Here is a 19,162-nt window from a genome sequence, read left to right as displayed (position 1 = left end):
GCATCCGTACTGCACGATCAACGGAATGCGCGAACGATCAGTTAGCCGCTTTAATGCCGCCGTCAATACGCAACGAGCCAATCGCGCCATGCAGTTCGAGTGGTGCGATACCTTTACCATTCGTCACTATGCCACCGTCGATGATGATCTCCCGAGCCGAACCGCCAGGCTTGACGCTTAACGCAATCGCTGAAAGCGACACGACGACGCCTTTCACCAGCGAGTCTCCAGTAGCACCAAACGTCTTGATGCCACGACGGACCATCAGGCGCCCGATAGGCTGACTGATCTGAATGCCCACCGCACCGTCCGCGTGTGTGGTAATGCGATCGAATTCCGCTACGTTGACGGTGCCGTCATAAACATTAAAACCACGCGCTCCTTGGCCAAACGTTTCAATCGGCGCGTTGACTTGCAACTCGTTGACAGTCCCAAAGTTGACGAAGCCAATGCCGCTCGGCCCATAGGATGTCAGTTTTTCCTCGACGATCCAGTGGTCCACGGCACCCCAATTATCCAATACCATGTCATTCACCCCGTAGGTGACGACCGGTCCGAGATTGCGCACGATGTCGACAATCGCGTTGTAAACTGTAAAAACGCCCCCTGTGATCACGTCGGGAGTGCCTGGCGCGATTTTGCCATCGCTGTAGACCGCGCCGGTTTCAAGCAGCGGCAGCGTGAGTCGGCCGCCATCGAGCGTGCCGCTCACGAAAATTCCACTGCCAAGCACTGGCGCAGTCGGGCGACCAGCCGATAATCCTGTCAGATCGGCACTGATGCTCACCGTTGCATCGGTTTGCATATTCCAAAGGGTAAATGCACCTTGGGTTACATTGACTCCAAAGCCATTGGGCCGGTCACTCCGAGCGCGGGCATCGGCAGCGATAACGTTCAGCCCTTCAACGACGACATGCCCGCTGCGCACTTTGTCTCGCGCTAGAATCTGCACTTGTCCCACGGTAGTGACGCCCGCAAGCCGTATTTGCCCCAAGCTATCAACATCGGTATCGTTGAAGATTGCCCGCATCTCGACCGAGGTTTCTATGCGAATGCCGACAACTTCATTATCTGTGCTCAATTGGAGGCCGTCGCTTCCCGACGCGAAGGACAGTATGGCTTCCTCGCCTTCTCCCGCCAGCGTCTGTCCTGGAGCGAGCCGGAATGATGACAAGTTGGACAGTGCGCCATGGATGACGATATTGCGGATTGTCGCGTCCCGGGTGGATGCCAGTAGTTCTTCAGACGTTGTAACGATTTTTTTAGCGATGCCATGTGGGTTCCTTTGGTGTGGCGATACAGATTGCCTTTGATCTGATTCAGGCCGCGCGGGTTGTCCGGGCATGGTGCGGCAGTAAAGTCCGGCAAGGTAGGCCGGTTGGCGTATTGCGCGCGATTCACCGCAACGCCGTCATCCGCGGCAAAAGAGCAGATGTGCCAAAGTGCATTTACTGCAAAAATGAGCACACTATTGATCCGGCACGAATTATTCATGAAGCCGCGTAGGCGACTTTTGGGTCGCGGAAATAACGGCGCACGCGTTCGGGGTTTTGCTCAAGCATGATCATGTGATCAGTCGCAGCAGCTCTGAGTTTTGCCTTGGTGCGCACTGGCACCTTTGAAGTGATGACGTGCTTGAGATCCGCATTCAGTCTTTCTTCGGGGTTGAGTTCAGGGCTGTAGCTGGGCAAGTAGAACAACTCGATTTTCTGTGCGTTCTCGGCAGCCCAAGCCTTTACAGGTTTGCTGTGATGAACTCTCAAGTTGTCCAGTATCAGAAACACCTTGCGGTCTGTATCCTTGATGAGCGCCTCCAGAAATTCAATGAGCTTGTCGGAGTTAAATGCCTCATCAATAATCATCCAGCGCGTTTTACCCTGATTGGTTACCGTCGCAATCATCGATAGCTTGTGGCGCGTGCCGCCTACTGCGAACGTCACAGGTGTCTTGCCCACCGGCGCATAGCTCCTGCCTCTGACATCCGTGTTGACTAGCGCCGTCTCGTCGCCCCAGTGAATTTCCGCACCTTCTGTTTTTGCTCTGGCTTCAATGGCCGGATATTGTTCATCAAGCCAAGCCTGGACGGCTTCAGGCCGCTGCTCGTATGCTTTTTTAATGGGTTTTTGTGGTGTAAAACCCCAACGTGCCAAGTAGTTGCCTACTGCCCGAATAGACAGCTTGATACTGTGCGCCAGCTCAATGTGCTGGCGCACAGCGGGCCTGCTCCATAGCGCAAAATCCATCTTGAGTTGTTCGGGGCGTCTGTCGCAGATGGTTTGTTGAATCGCCAGCTCTTGGCTAATCGTCAAGCGACGTCCACTGCCAGGTTTTTTACCCCGAACGCCGGGCTTGAGTGCCCCCGAACCTTCAGCCTTATACAACCGCAGCGCCGTATTGACTGCCGTCCAGCTCAGTCCCGTTTGCACCACGATCTCCATCACCGCCACACCTTTGCGGTGCATACGTATGACTTGCTTGCGTCGTTCATGCAGTACTTCTCGCGACTGCTTGCGGGCATCTTCTTTTTCCATACTCCATAGACATCGAAAACCAATAAAAATTCATTTATAAATCGTGCCGGGTCTATAGTAGTATACCTTGCAACGTTCATGACACACCTCATATGGTTAATAGAGTCTAATGTGATCCTACATCGAACCTTTACGGTCTGTCATGTGAGCGAAAGATGCCCAGCGGGCGCAGTCCTTTTACAGCATCATGATGTCGAGGGTTGCGAACTCCTGGAACACCTGCACAGGGTCTGCGGCGCTCAGCACCGTGACCGTGCTCGTCAGGCGGATCGTCTTGGTGCGCGCAGCTGCAGCCGTGAGGATGATCGCTGGCGCCGAATCCAGAAATTCTGGCACGATGGGTGCTCGCCGATGTCCTCGGTGATCTGCAGCATGCCGAACGCGTCGGAGCCCTTGGCGTGCGGCCGGCGCTCGGGCACCTTTTCGCGGTTGAAGTGCGCCATCTGCTCCAGGAAATGCACGTCGTGCAGGACGATCGGGCCGTTGGCGCCAATGGTCAGGGAGTTGCGATCGCTTGCGGCCGGCGCGCCGGAACCGGTCGTCGAATCCGAAACACTGTTTTTGTCAGAGCTGCTCATGGGATTTCCTTTCTATCAGGGGTGGTTAGTTGAAGTTGATCGCCCAGTTCAGATCCAGGCGCAGGTCGTCTGTGCGGTCGATGCGCGTGCCAAAATCCTCCCGCACAGTGCCGTAGCGCAGGCGGATACGCATGCCCGGGATCGGCGACTCGTAGACGAAGTCGAAGTCGTATTCGCGCCATTTCGGCTGTGCCGCACGCGTCGCCGCGTCGATGGCGTGGCGGCCGTCGGCGATGCTGAGGTCGATGCTGAAGCCGTTCAGGCCGAGCGGCGCCAGGTTGAACGTGGATCCGAACATCAGCGCGTCCTCGCCCGCGCGGCTGAAGGTCTGGATGCGCTGCGAGATGTAGAACGGGCCTTTGCTGTAGGGATTGCGGATCGCCGCGCCGTCGCCGGTCCAACCCGTCGCGCCGTAGAGCGTCAGCCAGTGCCAGCCATACTCGCCGTAGACGGCGCCGTTCCATGTCCTGAAATTGCCACCGGTCAGCAGGTTGGTGCCCGCCGAGCGCTGATCGGTGTATTGCGCGGCCAGGCGCCAGTAGCTGTCCTTCGAAATCCGCTTCACCCAGTCCACGTCGGTGTAGGCAATGCGGATGGTGTCCTCGACCGAGTAATAGAAGCCCTGGACCCACAGGTCCTTCTGCGGCTGCCACTGCAGGCCGCCAGTCCACAGGCCCGTGTCCCTGTTCGCGCCTGCGAAGCGCGACATGCTGACGAACTTCTCGGCGATGCGGTCCTTGATGCCATCAACGTAGCCCGCCTGGTACCACAGCGAGTCGCTGAGCTTGCCGTTCAGCATCGCCGCCTCGTAGGTGTACGGCGTCATGCGCAAGTCGTTGGTGCCGAGGTAGTTCATGTCGGTCTGGATGTCGCGCACGCCCTCGGCCTTCTGCGGGTTTCGGCCGATCAGCTGCCGGTAGAGCATGAGCTCCTGTTCGCGGTACTTGAGGCGCGCATAGGCCTCGCCGATGGTCGCGTAGCCGTCCTGGCCCGGCGTAAGCACGTTGGCGCCGCCGCGGCCCTCGGGGCCGTAAAGCGGGACGGTCCCGTAGACGGTGCCGCCGAGCTGCAGAAAATCGTTCCAGTAGCCGGTGCGGCCCCACACCCAGCCGCCCAGGCCCCAGCTCTCTTGGGTGCTCGCCGGCAGGTCGTTCCGAAAATAGAGGGAGCGCAGCTGGGCGCCCGCCTTGGCGTCGTCCATGAACGGGTCGCCTGCCTTCTGGGCCTGCACCGGCGCGGCGGTCGCGACCGCCAAGGCTACGAGGACGAACCGGATGAATGAGTTTATGGCCATGGGACCCCTTGAGATCGCGGCAGAACGGTTATTTTAGTGCCGCCTTCGGCGGATTGGCGATGGCGTCGCTGGCGTCCACACAGCCGCTCAGTACCTCGATCGTACATGAAATAGACCCCTTTTGTTCTGCCGCTCGCGGCCACAGGATTGCTGCTCCCAATGACCCGGCGAGTAGCGAGGCGAGGAACACGCCGATCTTGGCGGCGGTAAAATCCGCGTCGTCGGGGGAAGGCCCTGTCGGCGATGAAGAGCGGCATCGTGAAGCCGATGCCGGTCAGCGCGCCGGTGCCCAGCATCTGCCTCCAGTTATAGGCTTCGGGCTTCACGGCGAGACCGGACCACACCGTAAGGGCGGCCGCGACGACCATGCCGGCTGGTTTGCCCAGCACGAGTCCCAGCACGATCGCGGCGATCAGCCTCTCGTGCTCCTCGATCACCCCGGCGGACCCAGACGACCCCGGCATTGGCCAGCGCGAACAGCGGCAGCACGGCATAGCTGGACCATGGCTCCACCGAGCGCAGCAGCTTCGCGGCCGGGGATTATATCCGGTCGTGTATCTGATCGATGGCATGCAGCGCCGGCTCCGAAGGCTCGTGCCGCAGCACCTTCTCGCATGAGGCCTGCAGCTCGTGACGGAACACCGCCTTGGCTTGCGACATCAGCGCCGCCAGGTTGCCCGGCGGGCGCGTCGGCGTAACGACCGCCAGGATCACGCCCGCCAGTGTGGCGTGCAGGCCGGAGATGTGGAGGCAGCTCCACAGGAGGACACCGAGCACCGCGTAAGGCAGCATCCGGTAAATTCCGCTGCGGTTGATGAACACCAGCAGCCCGGTGACGATTGCGGCGGCCCCGGCAGAGTAGGCATCGAGCCCGGTGGAATAGAACACGGCGACGATGGCGATCGCCACCAGATCGTCGATGACCACCGCCGCCGTCAGGAAGATCCGCAGCTCGACCGGCACCCGGTTGCCCAGCATGGCGATGATGGCGACCGTGAACGTGGTGTCCGTCGTCGTCGAAACGGCCCATTCGTGCGCGAGGGGGCCGGGCGGCGCCACCGCGAGGTAGATAAGCGCGGGGCAGCAGCATGCCGCCGGCAGCCGCGGCCAGAAGGCAGCGCGGCCGTGCGCCGCGTCGCGAGGCGGCCTACCGTGAACTCGCGCTTGATCTCGAGGCCAATGACGAGGAAGAATATGGTGAGAAGACCGTCGTTGATCCAGTCGCGCAGCGGCATGCGAAACGCGGACTCGCCGGCCAGCAGGCCGAATGGCATGCGCCAGAGAGCCTCGAACTCCGGCCCCAGCGGCGAATTGGTGAGGACGACGGCGAGCAGCGTTGCGAGCAGGAGCAGCAGGCCGGTGGAAGGCGCCCACCGCGCGAAATTCAGGGCGGCGCTCTGCATGGTGGTGGCCGAGCGAGCCGAGGATGCCTCGATGAGCGCGTTCTCGTCCCAGGGTCCCTCGTAGCGCCGGCCGTTGATGAAGAAAGTCGGCGCCACGATCACGCCGCTGCGCCGCGCGCTCGTGATGTCGTCCTCGACTTTCGCCCGGGCCCGGCGCCAGGCCTCAGCGCCTTGTCCCTCGCGCGGAGGCAGACCGAGCCGCACCGCCGTGACGTCGAAATGTTCCGGCGCGAGCGCTGGACCGAGTTTCATCAGCGCGTCGTGGGCCTCCCAGTACTAACCGGCTCTGGTGCGCGTACTCGGCGAAATCGGCGCCTTCGCGCGCGATGTCGTCGCCCATGATGGAGCGGTGGCGGAAGACATAGCGCATCCGGTCGCCGAAACGATCGCGCAGGCTGGCGACGACTTCATGCGCGCCACGGCAATAAGGGCAGTCGAGGCTGCCATATTCGACGAGCGTGATATCCGCCCCGGTTTCCCCCAGGCAGTGATCGCGGCCGCCGTCGACGGGAGGATCAGCCATTTCAGGTTCGCATCAGTCATGGGCATTCCCCGGCACCGGCTGCCTGCGGATCAATGTAGCCAGCAGCCCCGGGCCCCTTCTGCTGGATCACGACCTCATCACAAGACGTCACGTCCAGCCCTAAGTGTCGATGCAATGTGCGTTCGGTTCAAATCCGCGCACCTCGACACGCCGCAATGCAGCATCGAGTCGACTAGCTCCTCGCGCAGGAATTTGATGACGCTATCCGCGCCCGAGGCGCCGCCAAGAACGAGCGCGTACATTACGGGCCGGCCAACGACGACTGCGCTGGCTCCGAGCGCGAGCGCTTTCACGATGTCCGTACCGCGCCGGATACCACTGTCGAGGATGATTGGAACGTCGCCTTTCACGGCGTCGGCGATCCTGGGCAGGACGGTGATGCTCGCCGGCGTGCCGTCGAGCGCCCTCCCTCCGTGATTGGAAACCTGGATCGCCGCGGCGCCCGCTTTGATCGCGGCCACCGCGTCTTCAGGGCGGGTGATGCCCTTTACTACGACCGGCAGCCCGGTGACCTGGCGGATCATTTCGGTGTCCTTCCAGGTGAGATTGGTCTTGAAGGTATTGGCGCTGCCGGCCTTGAAATTTCCATAGGGCAACCAGGGCCGCGCCTTAATTGTGGCGAATGTATTCGTCCGAGGAACCTTGTCCAATGGCATCGACGGTGTGGATGATCGCCTTGTATCCCGCGGCGCGCGCGCGTTGCAGGATCTCGCGCGAGAGCCCCTCGTCGACGTTGAGGTACATCTGGAACCACTTGGGGGATGCCGACGCCTTGACGATTTCCTCCATGGACTGAGTCGATGCGCTCGACACGCCCCCGACTTGGCTGCGCCTTGCGCAGTGGCCACTTCGCCCGCCGGATGGTGCAGGCCATGGCTGCCAAAGAGTGTAATCAGAATGGGATGAGGGAGTTTCTCTCCCAGCAGCGTTACGGAGTGTCGATCCTGTCGCGCACGACACCGCCCATGCGGTGCGGCGTGAAGGCCCAATCGCCCCACGCCCGTTGATTCTCGTTGAGTGTCCAGTTCTTTCCGGACCCGTTCGCGACAAAGGCATAGACCGCATCGGTGTAGACCTTCTTCGCCTCCAGCTCGAGCAGGTCGATGTTGATGACGTTGAGCTCGCGATCGACACCCTTGCGGACGAGCGTCAGGGCCGCGGTCCTGGCCTCCTCGAGCAATTGCACGAGCAAAGTGCGCGGCGTCCCCAGCGCGGCGGTTGCAAGGCCAGCGCTTGCCCATTGCATCATTTCCTGCGTGAACGATTCATCGAAATATCTCCATTTTTTTCCTGCATGGGACCCAAAACAGCGTCCATCGAGCGCCGCGCGTCAGGATCGTATTCGCATGGCGCTCGCCCGAGCGAACCCTCCGCGATGAAACTCAGCAAAATATTGGGATAGCTCGGCCTCCGACCCTGCAATGAAGGGGCCGCGCGATGCGAGGGTGATGTTCTGAGGCGCACCTGCGTAGAGCAGGACTCGAGTGGCGTCCATGCCGGAGCGGATGTTGAGGATGCTGTCGCCGACTTTCGACACCCGATCCAACCAGCCCACTTGACCCGCGGCGATCCCCACCGATGGATCGCCAGCGGTCAGGGCGCCCTCCAAGACAAAGAGGAACCCGTTATAGGACGAAGGGAGCTCCTGTCCGAAAGAGGCACCTGCCTGCAGTCGAATGTCCAGCAGCGTAATAGGGACCGCATTGATCGTGGCAGCCTCCAGCCCGCCCGAGCGCCCACTGTAGAGTCGGGCCTCGACCCCAGGCTCTTGCCGTACCGGCATTCGATCTCGGGCAAGTAGCTGGACGCGAGGCGCAATGTGCCGTTGGTTCTCCGGCAGAACCACCCACAATTGCAGGAGGCGCATGCCTTCCGAGACTACCGCTTTCTCCGCGTGAATGATGCCGCGGCCCGCAGTCATCCATTCCACGTCGCCTTCGAGGAGCTTTCCACCCAAGTCCTCCATAGTGCCGCTGAGTATGAAAGTTACCGTCTCCAGTCCGGCATGTGGATGCTCGCCGCCCATCTGACCAGCTACGCTGATGCGGTCGTCCATCATCAGGAAGAAGGGATCGGTCACTTCGAAGTCACCCGGGGGAATCACCGCAGCGGCGGTGTGCGCGGGCCCCGCGAATCCGGGCCCGATCGGCGGAACCGTCACGACGCGGCTGATCTTGCGAGACAGGGGCATGGCATTCTCCTTGTAGATGCCCAGGGGCCCGTGGCAGTAGCTGGGGGATCCTGATTGGGTTTAGCTTAGCTAGCGGCAAGCGTCATTGGACGCATTCGGAAGCGCCAAAAACGTGATCGACGCCGGCTCGAACGAAACGTCCCCGGCGGGAATAGGGATCCCGGTAAGCGCGGGCAGCGCGTCATTGTGTCCGAGCTCGAGCACCTTGCCGTTCAATTCGACATGGGTGCCCTGCAGCTCCGTCGCGCGCAGCGTGTAGCGCAACGCCGGGGCCGGAACGTTCATCGCGCCAGCCATGTTCTTGTCGGTATTGATCACCATCAGCGCGACCCCGGACGGCACCACGCGTAGGCAGTGTGCATAGACATGGAGGCCGGCAGCGATCGGAACGCCCGAGTCGAGCACGGTGGTTCCCATCAGTTTGCGCCACAGCAAGGCGCCCCAGAACTTGGGCTTGGGCGCGAAGCTGTTTTCGTCCAGGAGTCCGTAATCGCTGGCGACCAGCGTGTTGTGCATGACGACGTCCACCTCCTGACGAGCGAGCCGGCCGAGTTGGTCGAGGTAGCGAAAAGTGTCCAGGAAGGTGCCGGCCCAAGGATTGCCGCCGCAGGCCGTGTCCGCCGTCTCCGTGTTCCAGAAATGCTTGCCCGGCATGGCCTTGTCGCGCACGCCGCGATAGAAAGCGAGCGTCTGGTCGGTGCGGCCGAGCCAGTCCTCGGATAGCGCCTGGTCGGCGCTGGTCTGCTGGCCCATGGCCGCGCATCGCTGCGAGACCGCTCCATAGTGGTGGTAGGAGAAGGCGTCGGCGTTCCTCGTCGAAGCAGCGAGCTCGGCCGCGGGCAGCACCTCCATGTTCCCGTATCCGCCCGCGGCGACGGCCCAATCAGCGTTCGCCTCTCCAACGGACCCGGGGCCGAGAAGCTTGGTGCCCGGGTACTCCTTTCGCATGAAAGGCTCGAATCCGCGGAAGTCACGTCCGAACGCCGCTGCGTCATAGCCTTTGGGAGCGCCGCCCATCGAAGCCATCGTGGGCTCGTTGAAGAACTCGGCCGCGGCGATCGTTCCGCCATTTGCCTTGGTGAAGGCAAGCCAGCGGCGGGCCTGGTCGGGCCGCCAGAGCCCGTCCGCCCCGCGCGTGCCTGTTCCGATCGGCATCGACGTGACAATAGGCGCGTCTACCGCGCGTGAAAAGTCGATCGCCCCCAACCACTGCTGGCGCGTGAGCACGCTGCCATAACCCTGGGGTGGGTTCTTGGGCGGCGTGTCCGTATCGGCGAAATAGGTCGTGTTGGCCCAGGTGCCGCTGATCCGCATGTAGGCTGGACCGAGCGCCCGAGCCATGGCGCGCAGTCGCCGGTTGGTAAGGGCGAGCGGTGGGCGATGCTGGTAGAGGTCGGCGCTCATTCCGGCCGGCGTATCGCCGCTCTGGGCCTCCCTGCCTGACGCCGCGGAGGGTTGCGCCGCCGGCTTCCCAATCTCCTTGTACGGCTTCCAGAATTTGCCGCCGGTCACCTCCAGCATCTCGACGTTATAGGACTGGAAGCGCTCGTCGATCGTCCCGACCCGAGTCAATCTGCCTGGTTGAACCGCGGGAGCCCCGCGTTGCGGCTCCTGCGCGCCTGCCGGCATGACTGCCATGATCACACTCCCGATTAGAAGCGGGAAAGACGACACTGGTCGCAAACCTGTTCTCATAAAGTCTCCTAAAAATTGGGTGATTCGGAGTAGTCGACTGCGTCAACAAGCGACCCACGTCGGCAAAGTCCTGTTCATTTGGCGCTTGAACGTTTCTGATGTCAATCGACGTAACAGGGATCGCATTGATCGTGGCAGCCTCTAGCCCGCCCGAGCGCCCACTATAGAGCCGGGCCTCGCTCCCAGGCTCTTGCCGTACCGGCATTCGATCTCGGGCGAGCAGCTGGACGCGAGGCGCAATGTGCCGTTGGTTCTCCGGCAGGACTACCCACAATTGCAGGAGGCGCATGCCTTCCGAGACGACCGCTTTCTCCGCGTGAATGATGCCCCGGCCCGCAGTCATCCATTCCACGTCGCCTTCGAGGAGCTTTCCACCCAGGTCCTCCATCGTGCCGCTGAGCATGAAAGTTACCGTCTCCAGTCCGGCATGTGGGTGCTCGCCGCCCATCTGACCAGCTACGCTGATGCGGTCGTCCATCATCAGGAAGAAGGGGTCGGTCGCTTCGAAGTCACCCGGGGGAATCACCGCAGCGGCGGTGTGCGCGGGCCCCGCGAATCCGGGCCCGATCGGCGGAACCGTCACGACGCGGCTGATCTTGCGAGACAGGGGCATGGCATTCTCCTAATATCTTTAATTTCGTTCAAACTTCAGTAGTCAAGCCAGTGGACAAGAGCTTGATTGCTGAACCGGTTGACTCACCGTTGTGCAGCTTGAGTCTCCTTCGGGCACGAGTCCGCATAAAAGCACAAGGCGCACGACGGTGGTCTCTTTTCCGATGCCGTCAGCCCCAGCTGTCACACCAATACGCGCTGCACCATGTTTATCGCTTATTGAACCAACCCGATGCTTTATTGAGCCAACCCGATTTGCTTCATGAAGGATTGGTTGTCCCACGCTAACCATTCTTCGTCCATGACACCGTTTTTCCAATGCCCAATGGTCACCATTGTGAGCTTGAACGTCTTACCGGTAGGCGCAATCGTCTTCTCGTTTCCGATCGGCATGGGACGAGTAAAGGTTCCAATCAACTCACCCTGGACTGCCGTCCACTCTCCGGATGCAATGCGAATTGGATGCTCGTTAATATGGGTATCAGGTGCAAATACAAACATCGGTTTAAGTTGCTCGATGTGAGAGTCCAGCCCTTTTGTCACACTGCCATCCGGATAGTGAACGACGATGTCTTTGCCGTGGCTCTTATAGAACTGATCCCATTTTTGGCCGCTATAGACATTGAAGTCCAAATCATCGAAGTTTTCGAGATTTGTCTTTTCAAGTTGCTTGGTGTTTTTAATATCAGCCAACTGATGCTTCATCAAATCGATGTCAGCAGATGTTTGGGTCGAGGATGTAGCGCATCCAGTAAGTGCAGCGACTGACAACAGCAAAGTGGAAATATACTTTTTCATTTTAGAACTCCTTTTTCAGTTAGCGGAAGCTATGCGCAAACTTGCGTTTCCTTATGCGCCGCGCCCAAACTCATAAGATGCCATTGGAACTTTCATCACGTGGTCTACAAACACTGGTCGCCCTATATCATTCCCCGCCGCGCCGGCAACGACCATGAGCGGAATCAAGTGGTCTTCACGCGGGTGTGCCAATCGTGCACCCGGTATGGTTTCCCATTTCGCCAGCATGGCATTTCTTACCTTAGCATCGCTTTGTTCAATCGCATTGTTCAGGTAGTTTTCAAATGCTTCGGCAATCGGCGTGGATTCATCTCGGCCGAAACCTCGCATGTTGTGGTAGGTCAAGCCACTGCCGATAATCAGCACACCCTCGTCACGCAAAGGCAGAAGCGCCTGACCAACGCGAATATGTTCCTGCGGGTCATAATCAGATTTAAGCGATAACATGACAATCGGCACATCTGCGTTCGGGTACATTAGTGCAAGTGGAACAAATGTCCCATGATCAAAACCACGGCCGGAGTCTTCCTTTGCCGAAATGCCGGCATTCGACAATAAACTTTTCACTCTTGAAGCGAGCTCTGGCGAGCCCGGCGCAGGGTACTGTATGTGATAAGTGTGCTCAGGGAATCCAGAGTAGTCGTAAACCATGGGCGGACGCTCTGCCGTCGAAACGGTGAATTGTTCCGCTTCCCAGTGGCCGGTAATCACTAACACTGCTTTTGGCGTTGCCGGCAGACGATTTGGAAGCGCCTTAAACTCGCGTTCAGTCTTGGAGAACTGCTGTCTCATGCTTTCGACATAGGGCCAGGGGCCACCACCATGAGACAAAAAGTAAACGGGCATCTTAGTCATGAGTATCTCCTATGTACTTTTGTGCGCTGAATCAATGCTAAACGCGCCAGGGCCAGCAATGAACAGGTAGAGGAAAACGAAGCAATACAGCACCGCAAGTTCGCCTTGATTCACAAGCGGCAAAAACGCTTGCGGGGCATGGGCCATGAAATAGGCCACCGCCATCATGCCAGATAAAATGAAAGCAACCGGCCTCGTAAATAGCCCCAGAACAATCAGCAAACCTCCGCCCAGTTCTAATACTCCTGCCAGTCCCATAAGGGAAAGCAGCTGCAATCCGTCAAACATGGCGACGTGCGGCAAACCTAGAAGCTTGGCGGTTCCATGCTCGAGAAAAAGGAGACCTGTCACAATGCGTAACACGGCCAATAGACGTGGAGACCACGTATTAATAAATTTCTGTTCGAGTTTCATGATTCGCTCCGTAAATGATGATTTTTCTTTAGTTCTATCGAGTAGTCGGTGCTTGTTACGCCTCTGCGCAAGCACCGTTACTCTCTTTTCAATGCACCAGCTTGAAGCCGATGTTCGTCCCGTTGCCGAGCACATAGCCAAGTTGGATATTGAAGTAGCCGAGTGCTTCCAAGCTCCGGGCGTTTTGCAATGGCCCACCATCAATCGCGTCAAAACCGATCGCTTTACCCAATTCAAGTACCGCCTTGCGTGCCGCTTCGTCATCCCCCGCGGCGAACACGCTTAGCTGTTGCCCTGCAACTGATCCTTCGCTCATGTGCTGAGCAAAGACGGTATTGAAGCTCTTGACCACATGCGCGCGTGGAAGCGTTTTTTGCAGTTCCTCGGCGCCGCTCGTCGTAAATCCGATAGCAAGCTGCATATCTGGCGTTAGCGCATTGGTCACGTCTACGACAGTTTTGCCGTCAGCTGCCGTTTTCAACTCGCTCGCCACATCCTGGATCGCACCAAATGGGACTGCAAGCATGATGACATCGGCCCAGGAAGCGTCCGCAACGACTTGATCTTTCTTGGTGGATCGAACTTCATATCCAGCTCGTGTAAGGCCCTTTTTGAGGGCGCTGCCGACGTTTCCAGTTCCGATGATAGCTATTTTCTGTTTCATGACTGCTCCTTGTTATATGAGTTGCCTTCAACGCTACTACGCATTAGACCGATTTCCTTGATGCGCGTGTTGATGGAAGTACTATAGGCGTTTGTTTGATCATGCACTAGATGGTAAAGTTTGGAATCACTGTGCATAATTTTGGACAATCATATGGATCTCGATGCAATTGCTGTATTCGTGAAAGTCGTGGAATCAGGTAGTCTTTCCAATGCGGCAAGACTGCTGAACATGCCCAAGACGACGGTCAGCGCTAAGCTTGCCGCGCTGGAAAAACGACTGGGGGTGAACCTGATCCACCGCACCACTCGTAAATTGCATGTGACGGAAGCTGGTGAGAAATACTTTCATCATTGCGCGAATGCCGTTCGGGAAGTAGAACTCGGGGAGGCTGCCCTGCTATCGTCGCAAGGCAAGCCGACTGGCGTACTCAAAGTCACCGCCCCTGTCGATATAGGGCATATGGTGCTTCCTCGCATTACGCGTGCCTATCTGGCGAAGTATCCTGAGATCACCATTGAGTTGCTGATTTCAAACCGGGTAACCGATCTGGTCGGAGAAGGCGTTGATTTAGCTATCCGTGCCGGCATGCTGAAAGACTCGTCAATGATCGCGAAACGCTTTATTGACTTGCGCGCCAATCTTTGGGCTTCCCCGGCCTATATCCAAGGATTCGGCAAGTTCACTCATCCCAAGGAATTGGTCAAGGCGTCGTTCGTCGGGCGTAAGGGAGTCGACGTACTGCAGCTCACGAACGGCAAGTCAGAAGTAGATGTACCGGTCGTCAGCCGCATCCTAGCCGACGATCTCGAAACCATCAAAGCACTGACCATTCTTGGCGAAGGAATCAGCTGGCTGCCTGACTTCCTGTCCGCAGATGCGGTAGAAGCCGGCACGCTTGTACCCGTTCTTCCGCAATGGAAATCGATGGGGGCAGGCGCGTTCTATTTCGTCTACCCGAGCCGAAAATATGCATCGCCCAAGGTGCAGGCATTCATCCAAACGGCGATGGATGTCGTTTCGTCAGGCGTATCCAAGTGAACGGTTTTGGTTGGTGAGAGTCCATTGGATCTGGATCGTTAAGTTGAACCAATTACTCATAAGTCAGTAATATAGGAGATAGAAGGGTGAGGTAGGCTGGGGAAAGTGGACACCAACGTTTTGTTAAACTTGAAACGGAGGTGAGAGGTGAAACAGAGAGTACCAAGCGCAATTGAGCGCTCGCGACTATCCACCCTTCTTCCCTGTCTCCAGAAACTGGATAGTCACCCCTGACAGCGCCCGTGTTCCGACGACTAGCGCGCTTTCATCCACAAAGAAATTCGGATTATGGTTAGGCGCGGCGGTCGCCGGGTCTTGGCCATCTGGAGTTACGCCAAGGAAGAAGTATAGGCCGGGCACTTGACTGGCGAAGAAGGAGAAGTCCTCGGAGGCACCGACCAGCGGGCTAGTAGCCACCTTGCCCGAGGCCGCCCGGTCAAGCACGGGAGCCATTTGCGCCGCGAGCTTTTCGTCGTTCATCGTGGTGCCGTAAGCCGGCACCACCGAAACCTCAGCCTTGGCCCCCGCGCTTTCGGCGATCTTCTCGGCGCTGAGTTTCACGTCGCGGCCGACCTGCGCTCGGACCTTCTCGTCGTAGGTACGAATGGTGCCTGCCATTTGTACTTGAGCCGGGACAATGTTGGGGGCGCTGCCGCCCTGGATCATGCCGACAGTGACCACCGCTGGCGACTGCGTCAGATTGGTCCGGCGGCTCACCACAGTCTGCAGGCCGGTGAGCACTTGGGCTGCAGTCACTACCGGGTCGATGGTGTTCCAAGGCATGCCGCCATGGCCCTGCTTGCCGGTGATGGTGATATGCAGGTCATCGCTGCTAGCAGTGGTCGCGCCGGTGCGCCAGCTAAGCTCACCTGAGCGCCCAGGCATGACATGTACAGCAAACACGGCATCGGGTTTGAGTTTGTCGAACATTCCCTCTTTCAGCATCTGTTGCGCACCCCAAAGTTTGTTCTGGCCTGGCATGACCAGACTCGATCCCTCTTCCGCCGGCTGGAAGATGAACATCACCTTGCCAGGCAGTTTCTCGCGCATACCAGCCAGTACTTCAGCGGTGGCCATCAGCATGGCGGTGTGAGCATCGTGACCGCAGGCGTGCATAACGTCCACTTCTTTGCCCTGATACATGCCGCGAGCTTTAGAGGCGAACGGCAGGGTTCCCGGTTCCTTGACCGGCAGCGCGTCCATGTCGGCGCGTAGTGCCACGGTAGGCCCAGGCTTGCCACCCGTGAGTATGCCCACCACGCCGGTGCGAGCGATACCAGTGTGAACCTCCATGCCGAGCTTGCGCAGGTGGTCAGCCACCAGTTTGGAGGTGCGCGTTTCCTGTTCGCTCAATTCTGGATGTTGGTGAATATCGCGGCGCCATTTAATCAGCTTCGGTTCCACAGCGGCAGCGCGGCTGTAAGCCTGCTCCTCAAGTGCGCTGGGTTGTTGGGCTTGAGCGGCACCGGCGAGGCCTAGCAGCAGGCCGACCAGCAACTTTGAAGGTTTGAATGATCGCATTATTTCAACTCCTGACATTGATGCAACGTCCTGTAGCAGTCGCTGCAAAATAACCAGCTTAACCGATTAAGCCAAGGAGCGTCAATCACTGCTGACTTGGCTGAACCCGGCAAAATGGAGTTCTCCATTATTAAGGCAAAGCCAAGCCACCAACGGCAATGTTGAGCCTGAGCCTCCTGTCAGCTATCAATTGGTTGGTCTGATTGAGAACGCCCTGTAGGTGAATTTACGGCTTTCACGTACGGTGGCAACGCTTGCGGTGGAAAGTTCATCGCAATATGTCCATGCGAGGAGAGGATGTGCTTGCATTTGGCTTGGACGCGGCCACAGGGGACGTCTTGATTCTCAAGGGCGAAGCAAAGAGTCGTGTGTCGCTATCTGGTCACGACTGTGACCACCGCGCGAAAAACGCTCTCTGCGAACAAGGGCCGTTCTTCGGCACATGTGATCTCGTTCCTGGCTGATAGATGCGGAAACGCATTTGACTGATTTGCTCGATACGGCACAACTCAGGACGCGAATCAAAGCTGCTCAAGTTACGCACTTATGGTTTACCTTCTCCGGCAATGATCATGCCCCACACTTGCGCCGTGACTCCAATCATATCCAGGAAGCATTGAGCAGATATCGGTTGGTCTCCGCGTTGTGGAGCATCAGAAGGATAAGGTGAACAGCAGTGGCGTCTAGCATCGATGAAAGTGAAGCGAACATGGCCCAGGCAATAACGCCAGTGTTCCGGAAAAACCTGTTGGCGGGGGGGCAGGGAGTACGTGCTGTTCATCGGACATGATGTACTTGTCGTGATTCGTGATGAATAACATAGCTTGAAATCGTCCGCGTCGGGATGCTTCCGTTTACAAGTAAATTAAGGGCAGCAATGCTCAGGGTTACTCCTTGGAGTTTTACGCGCAGATTGATAAAGATTCGCACCTCTATCAAACCGGGTAACCCCACCCTTTAGCAAGGCATTACTGTACGATTAAGTCGGAACTACTACACATGATCACATCCCCACGGTGCGCCTTCACTAACGACGTTTCTTACCAAATCAATCTTGTATCAAGTGAGCACCCGACATCGCCATCAGCGATACGCCGGGCGCTCATCTTCGCCCTTCAATAAATGCAGTTTGATCAGTCTATTTGCTGTAATAGATCATCAGTGTTTGTCCCTTGTCACCCGCCAGATTACATTACCTACATCATCAGCGATCAGCAACGCTCCCTCTGCATCCTGAGCTAATCCCACCGGAGCGCCGTATAGATCTTTTTCGTCATCTGAAGTGAAACCAGTAACGACAGGCTGAGAAGTACCCGTGGGCTTGCCATGTTCAAAGGCAACGTAAGACACCTTATAACCACTTAACGGGGAGCGATCCCAACTACCATGTTCGCTGATGAATGCGCCTCCTCGGTATTTCTCCGGCAGGTTATTTCCGCTGTAAAAGAGTAATCCCAGTGGAGCAACATGCGAACTCAAAGCGTAATCTGGTTTGATGGATTTCTCGACCAGATCCGGCCGCTGGGGCATGACTCGTTGATCGACGTGCTGACCGAAATAGCTGTAAGGCCAACCATAAAAACCTTTGTCTTGAATGGAGGTCAGGTAATCCGGAACCAGATCCGCGCCCATTTCATCGCGCTCATTTACTATGGCCCAAAGTTTTCCGGTCTGCGGTTCCCACTGCAGGCCTGTCGGATTTCGCAGGCCCGATGCATAGACACGACTTGCACCGCTTGCAGTATCCACCTCCAACACAGCAGCGCGTCTATATTCCACAGCCAAACCGTTTTCTGTGATGTTGCTGTTAGAGCCGATGCCTACGTAAAGCTTCTTGCCATCCGGACTTGCCAACAGCGCTTTTGTCCAATGATGATTGATTGTATTGGGCAGATCGGCGAGCTCAGTCCCTGACGCGGATAGTTTGGTTTCCCCAAGGGTGTAGTGATACTTCATGATATTGTCGGTATTAGCGACATATAACGTATCACCGATTAGTTGAACACCAAAAGGAGAGTGCAGGTTTTCGAGGAAGATGTGCTTTTCCCATTCACCAGCAGTACCTTCTTTTTTGCGCAACAGGGTAATTCGGTTCCCTCCCTTACCGCCCTTGCCTGAACGATTTTTGATAATGCCGGCAATAATCTGTTTTGGCGTAGTTACAGGTTCCGTTCCTGGACCATTTGATTCCACGACCAAAACATCCTTGTTAGGTAAGACATATATTTGACGTGGATGCAGAAGTCCAGAGGCGATCTTTTCTATACTCAAACCGGAAACGACTTTGGGAGTCTTATCGCCTTTCCACCCTACACCGTCAGGAACCTGCATCGGCGGGACCAGAAAGTTCTGCGCTTTGGGCAGTAACGGATTGGGGCCCATTTGCTCCGAAGGATTCACCACTGCCTTATTGTCGCAACTACTTAACATCAGTGACGAAACAACCACTATTCCCAGCAAACTCCACAAGCCTTGCTTATTCTTATTCATGGCCGAACTCCTTGAAGCTGACATTTTGCCAAGCCAATATGACTCTCCCTATTGCCAGCGCGACAACCGTAGCGACAGAAAGCCATACCCCATCGGGAATCACCGCATAAGCGTCCCTACTGTGCACAAACGCATTTACAAGCGCAGTTGCAATACCAAACACGTTCAGCCAGAAGTCGACCTTCACGGCCAGTGTGGCCCGACTCTTTCCAAACCACACATAGTAGAGATTAATGAGCCGGGGCACGATAGCAAACAGCAAACCCATGCTTACTAGCCAGGCCGAGCTTTTCACCCAAAGTACATCAGCGCTATTGGCATAAATGATATCAAAAATAAGCACAGCCACAAAAAAACCAAAAGGTATCGGGTTAAGCAAATTGAAAACCGCCGACGCCACCCTGAATTGAGATGATTTATTTTCTACTCTCATTAAGTTGCTCTCCTTAGGTATAAAAGTGATTTTCGCGACGATAAAACACAATCTGGCGCCCAGTTCCAAACCAAGGCAACTCCACCTGCAGGATAACG

At 57.4% G+C, this 19,162-nt stretch carries 24 protein-coding genes and 2 pseudogenes; 2 read left to right on the top strand and 24 right to left on the bottom strand.

Annotated features, from left to right (window positions below):
* Positions 1-37 precede the first annotated feature (37 nt).
* The 20 genes and pseudogenes from MKZ32_RS09890 to MKZ32_RS09815 form a co-directional block, all read right to left on the bottom strand.
* Positions 38-1,081 (bottom strand): hypothetical protein, encoded by a 1,044-nt coding sequence (locus tag MKZ32_RS09890; protein ID WP_239797113.1) that lies wholly within the window; start codon positions 1,079-1,081, stop codon positions 38-40.
* Positions 1,078-1,494, bottom strand: coding sequence for a hypothetical protein (locus MKZ32_RS09885; RefSeq protein ID WP_239797112.1), 417 nt, complete (start codon positions 1,492-1,494; stop codon positions 1,078-1,080). The genes MKZ32_RS09890 and MKZ32_RS09885 overlap by 4 nt, the downstream gene beginning before the upstream one ends.
* Positions 1,491-2,531 carry an IS630 family transposase gene (locus tag MKZ32_RS09880; protein WP_239796039.1) on the bottom strand — a complete coding sequence of 347 codons (1,041 nt, stop codon included), beginning with the start codon at positions 2,529-2,531 and terminating at the stop codon, positions 1,491-1,493. Before MKZ32_RS09880 ends, MKZ32_RS09885 begins: the two co-directional genes overlap by 4 nt.
* A gap of 177 nt (positions 2,532-2,708) precedes the next feature.
* On the bottom strand, positions 2,709-2,867 hold the full coding sequence (locus MKZ32_RS15715; RefSeq protein ID WP_420887728.1) for an LLM class flavin-dependent oxidoreductase: 159 nt from the start codon (positions 2,865-2,867) through the stop codon (positions 2,709-2,711).
* A complete protein-coding gene (locus MKZ32_RS09875) occupies positions 2,792-3,109 on the bottom strand; it encodes a catalase (protein ID WP_239797111.1) in 318 nt (105 codons plus the stop codon). Before MKZ32_RS09875 ends, MKZ32_RS15715 begins: the two co-directional genes overlap by 76 nt.
* Positions 3,110-3,134: 25 nt before the next feature.
* Positions 3,135-4,403: an OprD family outer membrane porin gene (locus tag MKZ32_RS09870; protein WP_239797110.1), complete on the bottom strand. Its 1,269-nt coding sequence runs from the start codon at positions 4,401-4,403 to the stop codon at positions 3,135-3,137.
* Positions 4,394-4,840: a Na+/H+ antiporter NhaA gene (locus tag MKZ32_RS15490; protein WP_275584287.1), complete on the bottom strand. Its 447-nt coding sequence runs from the start codon at positions 4,838-4,840 to the stop codon at positions 4,394-4,396. The genes MKZ32_RS09870 and MKZ32_RS15490 overlap by 10 nt, the downstream gene beginning before the upstream one ends.
* 70 nt (positions 4,841-4,910) lie before the next feature.
* Positions 4,911-5,429 (bottom strand): annotated as a pseudogene (locus tag MKZ32_RS15485) (Na+/H+ antiporter NhaA); the annotation flags it as partial.
* Positions 5,339-5,806, bottom strand: a complete 468-nt coding sequence (locus MKZ32_RS15480; protein ID WP_275584322.1) for a Na+/H+ antiporter NhaA — start codon at positions 5,804-5,806, stop codon at positions 5,339-5,341. The gene MKZ32_RS15480 and the pseudogene MKZ32_RS15485, both read right to left, overlap by 91 nt.
* Before the next feature lie 163 nt (positions 5,807-5,969).
* Complete coding sequence (locus MKZ32_RS09860; protein WP_239797109.1) at positions 5,970-6,329, bottom strand: DsbA family protein; 360 nt, start codon at positions 6,327-6,329, stop codon at positions 5,970-5,972.
* A 98-nt stretch (positions 6,330-6,427) separates the two neighbouring features.
* The gene (locus tag MKZ32_RS15475) at positions 6,428-6,946 is read right to left on the bottom strand and encodes an alpha-hydroxy acid oxidase (protein ID WP_275584286.1); all 519 of its coding nucleotides are present in this window, start codon (positions 6,944-6,946) and stop codon (positions 6,428-6,430) included.
* A gap of 13 nt (positions 6,947-6,959) precedes the next feature.
* Positions 6,960-7,348, bottom strand: a pseudogene (locus MKZ32_RS15470) (alpha-hydroxy-acid oxidizing protein).
* Complete coding sequence (locus MKZ32_RS09850; protein ID WP_239797108.1) at positions 7,279-7,599, bottom strand: hypothetical protein; 321 nt, start codon at positions 7,597-7,599, stop codon at positions 7,279-7,281. The pseudogene MKZ32_RS15470 and the gene MKZ32_RS09850 overlap by 70 nt, the downstream one beginning before the upstream one ends.
* 81 nt (positions 7,600-7,680) lie before the next feature.
* On the bottom strand, positions 7,681-8,541 hold the full coding sequence (locus MKZ32_RS09845; RefSeq protein ID WP_239797107.1) for a pirin family protein: 861 nt from the start codon (positions 8,539-8,541) through the stop codon (positions 7,681-7,683).
* Between the two features lie 69 nt (positions 8,542-8,610).
* Positions 8,611-10,179 (bottom strand): hypothetical protein, encoded by a 1,569-nt coding sequence (locus tag MKZ32_RS09840; protein WP_239797106.1) that lies wholly within the window; start codon positions 10,177-10,179, stop codon positions 8,611-8,613.
* Positions 10,070-10,684, bottom strand: a complete 615-nt coding sequence (locus MKZ32_RS15710; RefSeq protein ID WP_239798130.1) for a pirin family protein — start codon at positions 10,682-10,684, stop codon at positions 10,070-10,072. The genes MKZ32_RS09840 and MKZ32_RS15710 overlap by 110 nt, the downstream gene beginning before the upstream one ends.
* A 401-nt stretch (positions 10,685-11,085) precedes the next feature.
* Entirely contained in the window at positions 11,086-11,646 is a 561-nt protein-coding gene (locus MKZ32_RS09830; RefSeq protein WP_239797105.1) for an ester cyclase, read from the bottom strand.
* A 51-nt stretch (positions 11,647-11,697) separates the two neighbouring features.
* Positions 11,698-12,501: a DODA-type extradiol aromatic ring-opening family dioxygenase gene (locus MKZ32_RS09825; RefSeq protein ID WP_239797104.1), complete on the bottom strand. Its 804-nt coding sequence runs from the start codon at positions 12,499-12,501 to the stop codon at positions 11,698-11,700.
* 9 nt (positions 12,502-12,510) lie between these two features.
* Positions 12,511-12,915, bottom strand: a complete 405-nt coding sequence (locus tag MKZ32_RS09820; protein WP_239797103.1) for a DoxX family protein — start codon at positions 12,913-12,915, stop codon at positions 12,511-12,513.
* 88 nt (positions 12,916-13,003) lie between these two features.
* A complete protein-coding gene (locus MKZ32_RS09815) occupies positions 13,004-13,579 on the bottom strand; it encodes an NADPH-dependent F420 reductase (RefSeq protein WP_239797102.1) in 576 nt (191 codons plus the stop codon).
* A 153-nt stretch (positions 13,580-13,732) separates the two neighbouring features.
* On the opposite strand from MKZ32_RS09815, the gene MKZ32_RS09810 reads away from it, so the two are divergent.
* The gene (locus tag MKZ32_RS09810; protein WP_239797101.1) at positions 13,733-14,620 is read left to right on the top strand and encodes a LysR family transcriptional regulator; all 888 of its coding nucleotides are present in this window, start codon (positions 13,733-13,735) and stop codon (positions 14,618-14,620) included.
* 186 nt (positions 14,621-14,806) lie between these two features.
* Here MKZ32_RS09810 and MKZ32_RS09805 read toward each other — a convergent pair whose 3' ends face one another.
* Entirely contained in the window at positions 14,807-16,141 is a 1,335-nt protein-coding gene (locus MKZ32_RS09805) for an amidohydrolase (RefSeq protein ID WP_239797100.1), read from the bottom strand.
* A gap of 254 nt (positions 16,142-16,395) precedes the next feature.
* Here MKZ32_RS09805 and MKZ32_RS15855 point away from each other — a divergent pair, with 254 nt between their 5' ends.
* Complete coding sequence (locus MKZ32_RS15855) at positions 16,396-16,605, top strand: Hachiman antiphage defense system protein HamA (protein ID WP_478210037.1); 210 nt, start codon at positions 16,396-16,398, stop codon at positions 16,603-16,605.
* Positions 16,606-16,685: 80 nt separating this feature from the next.
* Here MKZ32_RS15855 and MKZ32_RS09800 read toward each other — a convergent pair whose 3' ends face one another.
* The 3 genes from MKZ32_RS09800 to MKZ32_RS09790 form a co-directional block, all read right to left on the bottom strand.
* A complete protein-coding gene (locus tag MKZ32_RS09800; RefSeq protein ID WP_239797099.1) occupies positions 16,686-16,922 on the bottom strand; it encodes a hypothetical protein in 237 nt (78 codons plus the stop codon).
* 377 nt (positions 16,923-17,299) lie between these two features.
* Entirely contained in the window at positions 17,300-18,631 is a 1,332-nt protein-coding gene (locus MKZ32_RS09795; protein WP_239797098.1) for a PQQ-dependent sugar dehydrogenase, read from the bottom strand.
* Entirely contained in the window at positions 18,624-19,064 is a 441-nt protein-coding gene (locus MKZ32_RS09790; protein WP_239797097.1) for a hypothetical protein, read from the bottom strand. The genes MKZ32_RS09795 and MKZ32_RS09790 overlap by 8 nt, the downstream gene beginning before the upstream one ends.
* Between the last annotated feature and the right edge of the window lie 98 nt (positions 19,065-19,162).

The sequence above is a fragment of the Candidatus Nitrotoga arctica genome, from assembly GCF_918378365.1.
Classification (GTDB): Bacteria; Pseudomonadota; Gammaproteobacteria; order Burkholderiales; family Gallionellaceae; genus Nitrotoga; species Nitrotoga arctica.
This window is presented reverse-complemented; position numbering and strand designations above follow the sequence as displayed.

Excerpts from the sequence above, each read along its gene's own strand:
- MKZ32_RS09885 (WP_239797112.1), bottom strand. The coding sequence starts at position 1,494 with ATGAATAATTCGTGCCGGATCAATAGTGTGCTCATTTTTGCAGTAAAT.
- MKZ32_RS09880 (WP_239796039.1), bottom strand. The coding sequence starts at position 2,531 with ATGGAAAAAGAAGATGCCCGCAAGCAGTCGCGAGAAGTACTGCATGAA.
- MKZ32_RS09875 (WP_239797111.1), bottom strand. The coding sequence starts at position 3,109 with ATGAGCAGCTCTGACAAAAACAGTGTTTCGGATTCGACGACCGGTTCC.
- MKZ32_RS09870 (WP_239797110.1), bottom strand. The coding sequence starts at position 4,403 with ATGGCCATAAACTCATTCATCCGGTTCGTCCTCGTAGCCTTGGCGGTC.
- MKZ32_RS15480 (WP_275584322.1), bottom strand. The coding sequence starts at position 5,806 with ATGCAGAGCGCCGCCCTGAATTTCGCGCGGTGGGCGCCTTCCACCGGC.
- MKZ32_RS09860 (WP_239797109.1), bottom strand. The coding sequence starts at position 6,329 with ATGGCTGATCCTCCCGTCGACGGCGGCCGCGATCACTGCCTGGGGGAA.
- MKZ32_RS09850 (WP_239797108.1), bottom strand. The coding sequence starts at position 7,599 with ATGATGCAATGGGCAAGCGCTGGCCTTGCAACCGCCGCGCTGGGGACG.
- MKZ32_RS09845 (WP_239797107.1), bottom strand. The coding sequence starts at position 8,541 with ATGCCCCTGTCTCGCAAGATCAGCCGCGTCGTGACGGTTCCGCCGATC.
- MKZ32_RS09840 (WP_239797106.1), bottom strand. The coding sequence starts at position 10,179 with ATGGCAGTCATGCCGGCAGGCGCGCAGGAGCCGCAACGCGGGGCTCCC.
- MKZ32_RS15710 (WP_239798130.1), bottom strand. The coding sequence starts at position 10,684 with ATGGGCGGCGAGCACCCACATGCCGGACTGGAGACGGTAACTTTCATG.
- MKZ32_RS09830 (WP_239797105.1), bottom strand. The coding sequence starts at position 11,646 with ATGAAAAAGTATATTTCCACTTTGCTGTTGTCAGTCGCTGCACTTACT.
- MKZ32_RS09825 (WP_239797104.1), bottom strand. The coding sequence starts at position 12,501 with ATGACTAAGATGCCCGTTTACTTTTTGTCTCATGGTGGTGGCCCCTGG.
- MKZ32_RS09820 (WP_239797103.1), bottom strand. The coding sequence starts at position 12,915 with ATGAAACTCGAACAGAAATTTATTAATACGTGGTCTCCACGTCTATTG.
- MKZ32_RS09815 (WP_239797102.1), bottom strand. The coding sequence starts at position 13,579 with ATGAAACAGAAAATAGCTATCATCGGAACTGGAAACGTCGGCAGCGCC.
- MKZ32_RS09810 (WP_239797101.1), top strand. The coding sequence starts at position 13,733 with ATGGATCTCGATGCAATTGCTGTATTCGTGAAAGTCGTGGAATCAGGT.
- MKZ32_RS09805 (WP_239797100.1), bottom strand. The coding sequence starts at position 16,141 with ATGCGATCATTCAAACCTTCAAAGTTGCTGGTCGGCCTGCTGCTAGGC.
- MKZ32_RS09800 (WP_239797099.1), bottom strand. The coding sequence starts at position 16,922 with ATGAACAGCACGTACTCCCTGCCCCCCCGCCAACAGGTTTTTCCGGAA.
- MKZ32_RS09795 (WP_239797098.1), bottom strand. The coding sequence starts at position 18,631 with ATGAATAAGAATAAGCAAGGCTTGTGGAGTTTGCTGGGAATAGTGGTT.
- MKZ32_RS09790 (WP_239797097.1), bottom strand. The coding sequence starts at position 19,064 with ATGAGAGTAGAAAATAAATCATCTCAATTCAGGGTGGCGTCGGCGGTT.